Source organism: Clostridium moniliforme (genome assembly GCF_017873235.1).
Classification (GTDB): Bacteria; Bacillota; Clostridia; order Clostridiales; family Clostridiaceae; genus Clostridium; species Clostridium moniliforme.
Genome location: NZ_JAGGJZ010000003.1, coordinates 164,751 through 178,444, shown reverse-complemented (window position 1 = coordinate 178,444; position 13,694 = coordinate 164,751). Strand labels below are relative to the sequence as shown.

Below are 13,694 nucleotides of genomic sequence, written 5' to 3'. Positions count from 1 at the left end.
TACATTAATAATTACTATTTTCAGTTCTGATTTTACTAACTAATGTTAATATTTCTCTAAATTTATCATCATCTTCAAAACTGTAAACTTTTTTACCTTCATTAAATCTATCATCAAATGTATAAAAAGGCTTATTTAATAAAAAACTTATTGTTATAGCCATATTTTTATTTTTCAATACATAATATTTTTTCTTTTCCATATAAACCATCCCTTCTTATTTAATTTTCTGGATATACTTATCCATCACAGAAAGGTAAAAGGGTGTGGATACACCCTTAACCTTACTAATTTATTATTTTCACTTCTATCTGTACACTTTTCTTATTTATCTTATAATCTAATATTTCTATTTTTTTATTATCTTCTATTAATCCTTTTTTATCTTTATATAACTCTAATTTATTATTATTTTTATCTATTAAATAATCTTCTTCTACAGTTAATATATCTTTTATCTCAATATCTACATCATCATTTTTTTTAAAACTTAATTTTATAATATCTTGTCCTAATTTTTTATTGTGTTTTATAATATCTTTATTAATCAATCTATTACTACTTAATTTAGTATCAATCTTTCTATATCTCTTAAATAGCCAGTCTATATCTCCATTTTTATCTTCTATATAAGTCTTAGTTACATCTTTATAAGTATTTTTAATGCAAGTTTCTAACGTATCAAAAGCTATATTAAGTAAAAAATTTGTGCTTACTTTAAGCTGCAATAAATTATCTACAACTATACTTAGATCTAAATTTTTAATTATATCTCTATATTTATCTATAAAATATAAAGTCTTAAAACTGTATACTTCCTTCTCATTATACTCATCTTCAGATAAATTAAATTTATTTCTTATTTTTTCTAAATCTTTACATTCTTTAAACTCTTTATATAAATCTAATATAGCAGCATTTAAAATACATATATCATTTTTATATTTTTCTAACTCTTTATATAAAATTTCTTTAGATTCTCCACTTGCATAATATACTTGTTTATCTAATTCATTTTTAAATTCACCTTTTTTTAGTTTCAAATTTTCTTTTAATAATGTATAAGCTATTCTACTTGCATTCATTTCCAAAGTAGAGTTATAAAATTTTGTTTCATCTTTTTTGCACTTATCTAAATAGCATAAAAACCTCGGATTCTTACTATTTAAATATTTTTCTAATTCCTTTAACTCATCTTTGGTAGGAAATTTTAAAGTTTTTGGAGCATCTATTGCCATCATGCTAAATTCTATTGCTTTATAACTATCTAATTTATATTTTTTAAAATGTTTTGCAATTAACTCTTTTTGTTTATCTATACTTAAATTTTTTTCTTCTTCTATCTTATTATTTTTTAAATTTTTCTCTAAGCATTTTTTAAAATTTTCTTTTTCTTCTTTTCTTGTATTTTCATCAAATTCTTTTAAAGTTTTTCTATCAGATTTAAATTTTTTATTTAAATATCTTAAAAATAAATCCTTCCATTCATAACATTTATCATAATTATCTTTTTTAAAATAATACGATCTTTGAGCTAAACTATTTATAACACTTGTACAATTAGCTATTTTTCCAATCATATTTCCACTACTAGCTATTTCATCTTCAAACCTTTGCTCTTTTGTATATTTATGTTTTGGAGTATCTACTTTACTATCGTTTAAATTAACAAAAATTTCGTCTGGTTTAATAACAGAATTATATATAATATCATTTTTAATAACTAAATTACCATCACCATCAAAATCTTCACCTGACATCAACATAGCTGTATCATCTTTTTGGTTATAAAAAATTAACTCTGGTGTATAATCTCCTAACCATTTATTTATATTTTCTTTATCAACTATTTCTGTTCTTTGTATTTCCTGAAAACAAGCAATAGGATTTCTACTCATTACAACCTTTTCATTATTCCATTTTGGTATATAATACTCTCTTTCTTGTAATCCATTATTACCTGGATCTCTAGTCATAATCCAATTACAGAAACTAATAGGACAACACGCAGCTAATTTATAACCACCTTCAACATATACTTTTCCTCCTGCTGCCTCACTTATCTTTTTAGTTATCATATTTTGGATTATTTCTCTAACTTCTCTAATCCTTAATGCCTTATCTCCTAATGTCTGCAACAAGAATTGTACTTTTGTACTTGCACTTAATTCTGTATCATTAAACCTTGCTATATCCCCCATGAAGAGTCTTATTGAATCTATATTATAATCTAATATTTTTTTATAATAATCTTCTGTAGGTTTACTTATTTCTTCTAATTCTTGACTTGTAATTGCTAAATTATTTAGTAATTGATAATTGGTTAAAATATGAGTTTTAAGCATTTTAGGATTCTTATTAGTTTTAGTAATATATAAGCTATTAATTATTGTTTTATATTTATCCTCAAAATTATCTTTTGCATTTTGCCACTCTTCTAAATTAATCCAATTTTTTAACCATTTAACTTGAGATTCAGTTAAAATAAAATCTACATTAGTATCTTTCCACTCATCTTTATAATCTTTTATCTCAAAACCATGTTCAGTTTTTTTTATAAAATCAGTATCTTTTATATAATTTTCTTTAAAGTATTTATTCCAATCAAAACGTAAACATAAGCCTTTTATAGCTAGTCCATTATAAGCACGTATTATTGCAAAATCTACTCTATAATCTTTATTTAACTGCTTTTGAATTATACTAGCCATATTATTACTCATTAGTCCAAATCCATCAAAAATGGTATGTTTATATGCTTCTAAATCTGAGTCTGGTTTTATATCTACAGTTTCACTATAATCTTTATTTCTAAATGCTATATAGTTATTAGTTAAATATGTATATGTTTCTTCTGGAAGAATAATAAAGCTAAAATTATGATTAATTTTATATGTACCTGATGTTGCTAATCCCAGTCTTGCAGTAACATCTTTAACTATACTCATTTCTTTGTTTTCCCAGTTTTTACATTTGCTTAAACTTAATATATCCTCTAATTTATCTTTAAATCCAGCAAGATCTTTTTTAATAAATATGTACTCCAATTTATATTTATCTTCTTCAGCTTTCTGCATAGATGGTGAAGTTAATAAAGGAATATAATCGATGTTGTTATAAGTTATTCCTTTTTTTAAAGTTTCTAATTCTTGACCTTTTTTTAATATAACTTTTATTAATTGGCTTATATGTTCTCCGTCCTTAAATTCTTTATCTAAATATATTTGTAATGCTTCTATTATTACATTTTTACTTAATGCTATCTCTTTTATCTTATTATTATCTCTTACATAGTCTATCTTAAATTGTTGTTGTTTTACCATAAATTCTCTTTTCCTCCTTTTAAATCTTTTTGAATTAAGGTTTTAAAATAGTAATTTTAAATACTTTTAAAGTACCCAATGTTTGGCACTAACGATCGAAAGTTATAATAATCTCCTATAATAAATTTCAATTTTAATGTAATCATATATTTACTCTCCTTTTTTAAATAAGTTCTATTCTTTTACCTTTTCTTAATTTGTGTTTGATTCTCCATAAATTTTGTTAAATTAAAATTTTCAATATTATCTTACCTCTACAAATTCAACATTACTTACTAATTCATCTGTATTAATTTTATTTTTATTTATTTGATTTTTCATTTCTATACACCATTTTTCTACAACTTGTACTATTTCCTCAATGTTTTTTATTACTATTGGATTATCCTTGCAGTCAAGTAAAGCTCTTGAATATGTGATTGGTGCTAACTTATTTTTTAAGAAATGTTCAATTTCATGAACCATTCCACTTAATTCAGTAGACGAAGCTATTTGCCTACTGATACTATCTTTTTCTTTGGTCAAATTATCTATACTTTTCTTTAAATCATTATATTTTTTAGTACCACTTTCCATTTTATTTAGCTGCTCCCTAAAATTATCAAGTTGTCTTTCTGATATTTCATATAATTCAGTTTTATGTTTTAATTCTTTTTTTAAATATTCATTTTTCTTTTCTAAACTATAATCAGTATTATCAACAACTTTTTCAACTTCTTTTATAATAGGTTCTTTATTTTTTTCATTCTCTAATTCTTTTTCAAGATTTTTAATCTTATCTATGTATTGTTGTGTAGCCTTCTGTGAAAGAGTTTTTATTTTATCTTGACCAATATCATTAAAAAACTTTTCTTGTTCATCCTGTGGCATTCTAGCCCATATTTTATAACCTACTGTTGCAGATAACTGACCTTGTTCTATCATATCCTGTAATTCAGGTATTAAATCTTGTAGCTTTTTAAGGTTTTGCATTTGTCTTGGGGTGATTCTAAACTCATTAGCAATCTGATTTTGAGAAATTACGAAATTATTTCGCACTTTTGATGGTCTACCTTTCTTTATTTCACATAACTTCTCATATTCAGTAATAACTCTACTTTGTTTCATTGGATTATTTTTCAATCTTCCAAAATTAGTGGCTAATAATTTTTTTAATTTTTCATCTTCATCAACTAAATCTTCTCTTATTATTACTGGAACTAAATCAATACCTAAATCCTTACAAGCCTTATAACGCTGATGACCGCTTATTATTGTCATATCTGGTGCAATTATTAATGGAGTTAATACCCCATCTTCTTGTATTGATTTCTTAAATCTTTCATATTGTTCACCTTCTATATCATCAAAGAATTTTGTATTCTCTGGATGAATATGTAATGAACTTGTAGCAATTTTTGTAATTTGATTCATTCTTCATTATCTCCTTTATTTTAATATTTAAGGCTTATGTAATATACACAAGCCTTATTTATTTATATAAAGTAAACCTCTATTATCTTTTATAAAAATTTGCTTTTCTAATTTATTAATAAATTTTTTAACATCTTCTGGTATTCCATTCTCATTGTATTTATATACATTCTCCGTGTGCCAATCTTGATACCAAAGCTGCAGATACATTATATTTTGTAGCTATATCTTTGTTGCTTATTCTTCCAAATGCTAATTCTTGTAAAATTCTTTCTTTTATTTCTTTGGGTACTGGTTTTCTTCTCATTGGTTTAATAATTTTTGATTGATACATTAATACTATAAATGATTTTCTATTTTTATCTTTTGCTACTAATTTTGCTATATCTTTATTCTCCAATCCAATTCTATAATATTTTTGGATTTTATTTACTATTTTTTTATCTAATTCTTTAATTATTTTTTCCCTTTTTGGTATATTATGCAATCTTCTATATTTGTGTAAAGTAGTAATGGTAGTTTTAAATTTTTTTACTATTAAATTAGTATCAAGCCCTTCTTTATATAGTTTAAGCATTTCTTCTATTTCTTCATCGGTTAATCTTTTTTTTCTAGAGTTCAAGTTGTAATCTTTTCTAATTCTATCTAATTCCCTTTTTGTTATAGAATATTTTTTTAATATATTTGGAACTTTAATTTTTCTATTTTCATAATCTTCGATTATTTGATTTATATTTCCTCTCAACAAAAAACTCACCTACTTTTTTATTCTCTAATTTGATCTTCTTCTATTATAGTCATGCAAGTTAAATTATATTTTTTAATTTCTTCTTCAACTTGTTTTTTAGGTATATTATTCATTTTTAATATAACACCTTCAACATCTCCAATTTGAGGATGTCTTATTGATCCACCCCATTCACAAAAATCCCCTTCAACTATAATACAATCATTATTTAGTTTAACTTGACTATCTCTATTAAATCTAGTACCAGCACTTCTATTAAAAATCTCTATTGCATTTCCAAAATTCTTTTTATTTTTTTCTTTTAAGTATTTTTGTAAATCTACTATCACATCAACTCTTTCTATTTTTTCAGTATCATTTTCATAAAATATTTTTTGTAAGGCATCTAAAACATACTTTTTATTTTTAATATCAAACTCCCATAAAGATTTAGATTTATTCCATTTTCCGCTTAAATTTTTAGCCTTTCTTATAAACTTAGTTGAATAATCTGTTATAACTTCTATTTTTGTGTCTTGTTCATAAACTTTTACTTTCATTTTATCTCCCCTCATTTTTATAATAAATCCAATAATATTTTTAATTTATTTATTAATTTTAATATTTCTTTATTATCATATTCCTTATTAATTTTTTTTAATTTTTCAATTTGCTCATTAATATTTAAATTAAATAGGTTAAATTTTTTTAATAATTTAATTTCTTTTTCTTTTAAAAATGAATTTTCTTTTATTAATTCCTCTAAAATTAAATTATTTTTATCTTTAATATCTTCTTTTTCAATAAATATTTTAATTGCTTGAATAAAATTAATATCTTCTTCTGGAATATTATCCTTAAAATTTTCATCTTCATATGCTAATTCCATAGATTTTAAAATCTTTTGAATAACTTCTACTCCTAATTTTTCTTTATCTAATATTTTAGAAAGCATTTGGAAAAATATTAAACTAACTTCCATAGTGCTTAAATTATTTTCTTTATACCATTTATTAAAATAAACTTCTAAATTAGAAATAATCATATTCTTTATCTCTTTCATTTTATGAATTTTACTATTTTCATTTAAATCTTCATTATACTGATAATTTTTTATAATAAGAAATAACTGAACTTTATTATCTTCTGTGAGTTCTTTTTGCAACCACTCTGGAGCAACTTTTAATATTTCAGATAACTTTTCTAAATGCTTATCTGGAATATTTCTTCTACCCATAATCCAATTAGTTATACTCTGTTTTCCTATACCTAATTGTTCTGCTAAATCAATATATCTTATTCCCATATTTTTACAAACAAATTCTAATCCTATCATTTTATATCTCCATTTTGATGTATTTGTATATCTTTTTTCTTTTATGTTTACAATATAACATATATTTTGATTTATTAGTATATCACACGTTTATATTTACATATTATTAACAAAATAATAGGATTAAAATATAATTATATGTTAAACTTGTTCCATATCCATAAAATATGTATCGTTTTCAATGTGAATTGTATTAATCAAATATTTAAATGTTTCATCATATTCAATTGTGATTTGATCTTCCTTGCCTATGATAAAAACAAAAGGTATATTTCCACCATCTCTGACATTTAAAATAATACATTCCTCACCTTCAATAGAATCAATTGAATAACCATTGTCATTAATAACTATTCCACTCCACTTGTTTTCTTCTAAAAACTCTTTTACTATTTGTAATTCTTTTTTCATATTAAAATCTCTCCTTTTTTTATACAAATTTAAATACATTTTTAAAATCTTCTTTGCAAGTTACAAAATCTATTAAACCAAATTGGATATGCATATCATCCTTATCTAAATCTGTTATAACACCTTTAAGACCTTTCCAGTCTGGAACTATACATTCTACTATTGCTCCAATTTCGAACTGTCTATCGTACTTGTATTCGTTTAAATCAACTACCAAATTTATTTCTCCTTTCTATAGTTTCTGCAAGGGTGTACCGTTTCGTTCACCCCTTTATTTTTTATTCTTAATTACTTTTTGTACTTCCTACAAGGGGCTAATTTTCTATAATCAAACTCAACTCCATTTTGACGTTAAGTTTTTGTTTTCTACCCAGGTCGCCCTGAATTGGGGCATCCTTTTTATATTCATCATCAACATACCTATTTAAAGTTAGCGCTTTATATATATAATTTTGCTAAATTAGTAAAGTCTTTATTGTCAACATATTCATAAAAATTATCAAAATTATCTTTTAAATTATTAACTTGCAACCAATTTTTATAATCTAACATGTGATTTCTGCTTATATATTTATGTCTATTTAAAAACTTCATTTCAATCACTTCCTTTTTATTTTAAAGTATCTATTTTAACATTTAGAATTGCTTTAGAACGTACTAGATAATGTACTTAGCTTTGTTAGGATTTGTTTTATTTATTTGTTGTCTATATGTATAATTCTACACTCATAAGTGTAGAATGTCAACACTATATAGTGAACTTTTTTTATATTTGTTTATTTTTTATTTTTATAGTATAATTTTTTTGTTAGGAGGTTATTCTAATGAGTAATGAAACTAGGAATGAAATTAAATCTTATATAGCAGCTAAAGGCTGGAAAATGATTGATTTAGTTGAAGCCTTAAAAGACTATGGAATAGAGACAACTCCTCAAGCCTTATCTAATAAACTTAGTAGAAATACTATTAGATATAGCGAAGTAAAAGCTATTGCTAATATTATTGGATACAAATTGGTTTGGGAAGAAGATACTGTATAGTATCTTAAAATAAGATCTAGTAAAATGCTAGGTCTTTTTCAATTCAATGACAGTAGTAAGTTTTTAATATTGTTATTATTTAATTCAAAATTGCTATTTTCAACTCAATGACATTATGAATCTATGATATTCAATTCAATGACAGTAACCTATCCTAATCTTTATGATTTTGAGTTGAAAATTATATATATTTATCTTAAAATACAAAAAATTCAATCCAAAACCTATATATTTTTTATTTGCTATAGGCAATGAATTGAATTTTAACTTTAAAATTTATGTTTATTTATAACCTTACTGTCATTGAGTTGTATTTTTAATGTTCTATTGTCATTGAATTGAATTTAAAATTTCACTACTGTCATTGATTTGAAAAAAGATACCTAGAAATTAATCTAAGTATCCTATAGTTTATATATTATTCTATTCAAAAAAATCATTATTAAACAAGTCCTCTAAATCTTTTTTCTCTTTAAGTTCTCTTAGTGGTTTCAATTCAGTTTCTAAATCTTTTATTTTTAATTCTTTTTCTATTAATTTATCAGTAAGTCTTTTATTTTCTTTTATTAGACAACAATCGCACATATTACAAACCTCTTGTTCTATAAAATTCAACGTTTTCAATTATTTCTTCTAAATATATATTTACTTCTTGTCTACAATTTTTTCCCATTAAATTATAAGAACTTCCTTTAATTCTATATGGTATATTTATTTCAGTATCATCATTAAAAGAATGTGTAATTACTCCACATTGTAATATCATTCTAATTTCTTCTGGTGTCTTTAAGTCTAAATCAAAACTATCTTTCTCCCTATTATGCCAAAATACTACTCTAATTAAATTATCATTTAACATATTAGTCCCTCCTAATTATTATATTATCTAAATAAATCCATAACCTCATCAATGCTATCAATTACAATTTCATCATCATTACAATTTCTAATTTTCAATTTATCTTCTAATTGTTTTATATATTTATCTTTTTCTTTAAGTTTATTTTCTAACTCTTTTAAAGTTATATTGAAAATATTTAGTATATTCATATTTCATCTCCTTTATTCCATTATTTACCATTATTATAAACTAATCTTTTCTTTATGTAAACCATATTTTGGAAATAAATATTTAAAAATAAGGATGTATCTTATAAATACACCCTTTAAGTTTTTGTGATCCTGTTTCAGGACTACGCATTAATTATTTATTGTTTATTTTTTAAATATTTATTTATTTTTATATGTTCGAATATTTTTTCATATTTCTTTTTATATGAATCAATCTCTTCCTTTTTTTCTTCAATCTTTTTAATTAATTCATCAGAATTTTTATCAAAAATTATATGTGCTAATATTGATCTTTTTCTATACTCAATAACCATATCATTATATTCATTTATTAGTTTATTAATCTTTTCTTTATATTCTTCCTTTATTCTTTCTATTGCCTTTTCTACTGTTAAATCACTTTCTGTATCTAGCATATCATCATATTTTATTTTTAAATCATCTAAAGTTATCACTTATACCATCTCCTAAAATTCTTTTATACTTCCATTTTAGGAAAACAATTACATAGATTCAATAGATTTTATAAAATGTTTACATATAAATAGTAAATCAATTAAAAATATCACATTCATAAAATGGGAAGGTGGTCAAACTATAAATATAAATTATGTTTCTTATTACTTTCTAAAGTACCGTTTTGGTAGTTTTGTCTATCTAATTACTTTCAACATTATATTTCTTTTTGATGACCTGCCAGAACGATTCATTCTCCAGATTTACAATTAATTACAAATAATCATTGTTTTTATTCTCTAGCGTTTCACTAGAACGGTTTTTAGGAATTAAGAGTGTAATTATATTGGATGAAATAAAACCTCTCCAATGAACGAATAGGCTTATTTAAATTGATATGAGTGTTTTGGATTGATATTTAAAGGATAATATCGGTATTTTATCCAAATTATTATCGCTAAATTATCTATACTATCCCAAATTGTCGGTAAAAAAATAATATTAGATAAACCAACAAAGAATTATCCCATAATGACTGCTGATGAAAAAGAATTATCCCAAATTGTCGGTAGTTTTAAACGACATATTGGGATACATCCCTTATTGTCGGTTATAAATATCCCAAAATGACTGTTAAAGATAAAATAATGAGATAAAATACCGATATCCTATAGATAAATTACCAATGTTTTTAAATTCTCACCGACATTATGGGATATTTAATAGATAAATTACCGATGTTTTATAAATAACAGTCATTATGGGATAATTAATAGATAAATTACCGATAAAAAATAAGACCTAGATATTAAATCCAGATCTTAAACACCATAAAAAGGAGATTAACATGGAATTATTTAATTTAGGCTTGTTTTTGGGAATATTAGTAGGTTTATTAATATCTAGTTTATTATACTATCTAGTACAATATATTAAATATAATTAATTCTTAACTTATATTTATTTGTATAGCATTAATGTCGCATAGCAACTGTTATACTTGTCTTATCTTATGTAACATAAATGTCGCATTAAAGCTAAAATGGATAAAAAAAGGTAAGACTACTTAAAATAATCTTACCTTTTTAGTTAATTCTAATAAAAATATTTAACTTTATTATTTCTTAAATATGCTTATTATAATTAACTGCAATACAAATAAACTTACTTAAATTTTTGATAGAATTTAACTAAGCTATTCTTTACTATTTAAAAAAAATACATTATAATTTAATTATTCGATGTTAAGCATCTATATAGATGTTTGGGCTTTAAGTAGTTGCAATACTTAAGGCTCTTTTATTTTATTGCCAACCTAACAACTTATATTCTAAGTCATTCCATTCTTCTTCACTTCTGTTACGTTGAGTAAAGTTATTAAATCTAAGTTCCTTCTTAGCATAATTAGTTTTTTTAACATTAGCTTCTTTTTTAAACTTTTTTACAATCTCATCTACTGACTTCTCAACTTTTTTAGAAATTAAAGTATACATATTACTTATACTTCCCCTTCTTTTAATTTTTAGTAATCCAGCTTCTTTTATTTCTTTTAAATACCTTTGTATAGTCCTAACACTTCTATTAAGCTTTTCAGAAAGATATTTTTGTGAAGGATAACAAGTATCTTTATCTGCATAACACATACTTAAAAGTAATGTTGCTAATCTATATGCTCCATTACTGATATTAGATGTTATTAGTTTATTTTGTATTATAGTATAATTAGTCATTACTTATTGCCTCCTTTTAAATTTTCTATTGGTGAAAATCTACTATATCTTTTTCTTAAATCATTATCTAATAAATCTAAATATGCAGCTTCAGTTACTGTAACACTAGAATGACCTAGTAATCTTGATAATGTATATATATCACCGCCACTTAGTAAAAATCTTCTAGCAAAATTATTTCTTAATCCATGAGGTGTTATATTCTTCTTTATATTTGCACGTTTTTTATATAATCTAAAATTCCTTTCAAAATTGGGAGCTGTTAATGTACTATTTGTCCTTTGAGTTGGAAATAATAACTCTGTTTCTTGAAAAGAATCTTTAAATCTTAGCCAACTTTGAAAAATTCTTGAAACACTTTGACTATAAAATACAACTCTATCTTTTTTACCCTTATTAATTTCTGCTGGAATTAATATAGTTCTTCTTTGCAAATCAATATCATTAATTGTTAAATTTAAACATTCTGTTATTCTCATTCCAGTATCTAATATTAAATTAACTATTGTATAATCTCTATATTCATGAAATTTTGTTAAATCAAAACTCTTTAATAGTCTCATAATTTCTACATCATCTAACTGTTCTTTTGCTTTCCTTTTATTTTTTATAAATTTAACTTTACTAATTGTATTATTTTTTATAACATTATTTTCCTCACACCAATTGAAGAATACTTTTATATTTCTAAGATAATTATTTAAAGTTGCAGCTGAGATTTCTTTTCCAAAATCTTTTCTATTTCCTTGATGATTAAGTTTTAAACTATTTGAATCTTTTACATAAGAATACTTTCCTCTTTCTTTTGTAAACTCTAAATACTCTTCAACTACTTTCTTATTTATATCTTTAATATATATAATTCTTTTTTCTTCCTGAAGATATCTAGAAAATAACATAAGTGATTGATAATAAGATTTTTTTGTTTTTACTGCTAAATCTTTTAAATTACAATAGTCTATAAAATCATGTATATAACTTTCTAAAGTTTTATTTGATTTAATTCTTGGCATAATAAAAGACCTCCTATTCAATTAATCTATATTAATTAAATAAAAAGTCTTTATTTTACAGTAAAATTTTATATTTATTAATACCAAAATTGTATTTATTGCTATTAAAATATAATTTTTCTATATAAGCATTTTCAACTTTCCCTCAACCAAGCCATTTATGAAACTTTATTTTTAAGACGAAGCTTGTCTGCAATAATTGCTATAAATTCACTATTAGTAGGCTTACCCTTATCATTATGAATTGTATATCCAAACAGCTTATTTATAGCATCAATTTGACCTCTACCCCAAGCAACCTCAATTGCATGTCTAATTGCCCTTTCAACTCTTGAAGCTGTTGTATTATATTTCTTTGCAATAGATGGATATAACTCCTTAGTAACAGCTGATAGTAATTCCATATCATTAACAACCATAGTTATAGCTTCCCTTAAATACATATAACCCTTTATATGAGCTGGAACTCCTATTTCATGTATTATACTTGTAATTTCTGTTTCTAAATCAACAGGTTCTCCATAAGAAATAGATGAATTATGAGAAATTGAATCATTATTTTTATTCATAATTGATGATCTATTAATTCCAGAAGTTTTATTTACTCCAGTATTAAACATTTCTCTTATTCTCTTTGTAAACACATCCATATCAAATGGCTTTACAACATAATAATCTGCTCCAAGTGTAATAGCTTGCTGAGTTATTTTATCTTGACCAACAGCAGATAAAACTATAACTCTTGGCATTTTTTCTAAATTCATATTATTTAACTTCTCTAATACTCCTAAACCATCTAAATGTGGCATAATTATATCTAATACCACTAAATCCGGATTTCTTGCTTCTATTAAGCTTAATGCTTCCCTTCCATCCTTTGCTATACCAGTAACGACAATATCCTTTTGATTTAATAAATAATCATTTAAAATGCTACAAAATTCCTTATTATCGTCAGCTATAAGTACAGATATTTTTGAATTTTCCATGTGTTTCTCCCCTTTATCCATTTTATTGTATTAATAAATCTACCCACAAAATTTATATTAGTTATAAAAAAGACCAAATCTTTTTCCATTTTAATTTATTCGACATTAATAAAAAAAATCCTTTTTATAACACAATAATAATTTTATTGTTAAATAATTTGTAATATATACTTTTAATATAAAAA

17 protein-coding genes are annotated in these 13,694 nt (G+C 23.5%); 1 reads left to right on the top strand and 16 read right to left on the bottom strand.

Going from position 1 to position 13,694, the window contains the following annotated elements; genetic code table 11:
• Nucleotides 1-4 precede the first annotated feature (4 nt).
• The 9 genes from J2Z53_RS06735 to J2Z53_RS06695 form a co-directional block, all read right to left on the bottom strand.
• Nucleotides 5-202, bottom strand: a complete 198-nt coding sequence (locus tag J2Z53_RS06735; RefSeq protein WP_209796683.1) for a hypothetical protein — start codon at nucleotides 200-202, stop codon at nucleotides 5-7.
• A gap of 85 nt (nucleotides 203-287) precedes the next feature.
• Complete coding sequence (locus J2Z53_RS06730; RefSeq protein WP_209796682.1) at nucleotides 288-3,323, bottom strand: hypothetical protein; 3,036 nt, start codon at nucleotides 3,321-3,323, stop codon at nucleotides 288-290.
• A gap of 243 nt (nucleotides 3,324-3,566) precedes the next feature.
• Nucleotides 3,567-4,736 carry a ParB/RepB/Spo0J family partition protein gene (locus J2Z53_RS06725; RefSeq protein WP_209796681.1) on the bottom strand — a complete coding sequence of 390 codons (1,170 nt, stop codon included), beginning with the start codon at nucleotides 4,734-4,736 and terminating at the stop codon, nucleotides 3,567-3,569.
• A gap of 160 nt (nucleotides 4,737-4,896) precedes the next feature.
• The gene (locus J2Z53_RS06720) at nucleotides 4,897-5,481 is read right to left on the bottom strand and encodes a helix-turn-helix domain-containing protein (protein WP_209796680.1); all 585 of its coding nucleotides are present in this window, start codon (nucleotides 5,479-5,481) and stop codon (nucleotides 4,897-4,899) included.
• Nucleotides 5,482-5,501: 20 nt separating this feature from the next.
• A complete protein-coding gene (locus J2Z53_RS06715) occupies nucleotides 5,502-6,023 on the bottom strand; it encodes a hypothetical protein (RefSeq protein ID WP_209796679.1) in 522 nt (173 codons plus the stop codon).
• 17 nt (nucleotides 6,024-6,040) lie between these two features.
• Nucleotides 6,041-6,799, bottom strand: a complete 759-nt coding sequence (locus tag J2Z53_RS06710; protein WP_209796678.1) for a helix-turn-helix domain-containing protein — start codon at nucleotides 6,797-6,799, stop codon at nucleotides 6,041-6,043.
• Nucleotides 6,800-6,940: 141 nt separating this feature from the next.
• On the bottom strand, nucleotides 6,941-7,210 hold the full coding sequence (locus tag J2Z53_RS06705) for a hypothetical protein (protein ID WP_209796677.1): 270 nt from the start codon (nucleotides 7,208-7,210) through the stop codon (nucleotides 6,941-6,943).
• 19 nt (nucleotides 7,211-7,229) lie between these two features.
• The gene (locus J2Z53_RS06700; protein ID WP_209796676.1) at nucleotides 7,230-7,427 is read right to left on the bottom strand and encodes a hypothetical protein; all 198 of its coding nucleotides are present in this window, start codon (nucleotides 7,425-7,427) and stop codon (nucleotides 7,230-7,232) included.
• A gap of 221 nt (nucleotides 7,428-7,648) precedes the next feature.
• Nucleotides 7,649-7,804: a hypothetical protein gene (locus J2Z53_RS06695; RefSeq protein WP_209796675.1), complete on the bottom strand. Its 156-nt coding sequence runs from the start codon at nucleotides 7,802-7,804 to the stop codon at nucleotides 7,649-7,651.
• 230 nt (nucleotides 7,805-8,034) lie between these two features.
• Here J2Z53_RS06695 and J2Z53_RS06690 point away from each other — a divergent pair, with 230 nt between their 5' ends.
• Nucleotides 8,035-8,250, top strand: coding sequence for a DUF6471 domain-containing protein (locus J2Z53_RS06690; RefSeq protein ID WP_209796674.1), 216 nt, complete (start codon nucleotides 8,035-8,037; stop codon nucleotides 8,248-8,250).
• Between the two features lie 423 nt (nucleotides 8,251-8,673).
• On the opposite strand, the gene J2Z53_RS06685 is transcribed toward J2Z53_RS06690, so the two are convergent.
• The 7 genes from J2Z53_RS06685 to spo0A all read right to left on the bottom strand — a co-directional run bounded on the left by J2Z53_RS06685 (nucleotide 8,674) and on the right by spo0A (nucleotide 13,509).
• Entirely contained in the window at nucleotides 8,674-8,835 is a 162-nt protein-coding gene (locus tag J2Z53_RS06685) for a hypothetical protein (protein WP_209796673.1), read from the bottom strand.
• Between the two features lies 1 nt (nucleotide 8,836).
• Entirely contained in the window at nucleotides 8,837-9,109 is a 273-nt protein-coding gene (locus tag J2Z53_RS06680) for a hypothetical protein (RefSeq protein ID WP_209796672.1), read from the bottom strand.
• Between the two features lie 23 nt (nucleotides 9,110-9,132).
• Nucleotides 9,133-9,300: a hypothetical protein gene (locus J2Z53_RS06675; RefSeq protein WP_209796671.1), complete on the bottom strand. Its 168-nt coding sequence runs from the start codon at nucleotides 9,298-9,300 to the stop codon at nucleotides 9,133-9,135.
• A 158-nt stretch (nucleotides 9,301-9,458) separates the two neighbouring features.
• Nucleotides 9,459-9,776: a hypothetical protein gene (locus tag J2Z53_RS06670; RefSeq protein ID WP_209796670.1), complete on the bottom strand. Its 318-nt coding sequence runs from the start codon at nucleotides 9,774-9,776 to the stop codon at nucleotides 9,459-9,461.
• A gap of 1,305 nt (nucleotides 9,777-11,081) precedes the next feature.
• Nucleotides 11,082-11,507 (bottom strand): helix-turn-helix domain-containing protein, encoded by a 426-nt coding sequence (locus J2Z53_RS06665; protein WP_209796669.1) that lies wholly within the window; start codon nucleotides 11,505-11,507, stop codon nucleotides 11,082-11,084.
• Nucleotides 11,507-12,520, bottom strand: coding sequence for a tyrosine-type recombinase/integrase (locus J2Z53_RS06660; protein ID WP_209796668.1), 1,014 nt, complete (start codon nucleotides 12,518-12,520; stop codon nucleotides 11,507-11,509). Before J2Z53_RS06660 ends, J2Z53_RS06665 begins: the two co-directional genes overlap by 1 nt.
• A 158-nt stretch (nucleotides 12,521-12,678) precedes the next feature.
• The gene (spo0A, locus tag J2Z53_RS06655; RefSeq protein WP_209796667.1) at nucleotides 12,679-13,509 is read right to left on the bottom strand and encodes a sporulation transcription factor Spo0A; all 831 of its coding nucleotides are present in this window, start codon (nucleotides 13,507-13,509) and stop codon (nucleotides 12,679-12,681) included.
• Between the last annotated feature and the right edge of the window lie 185 nt (nucleotides 13,510-13,694).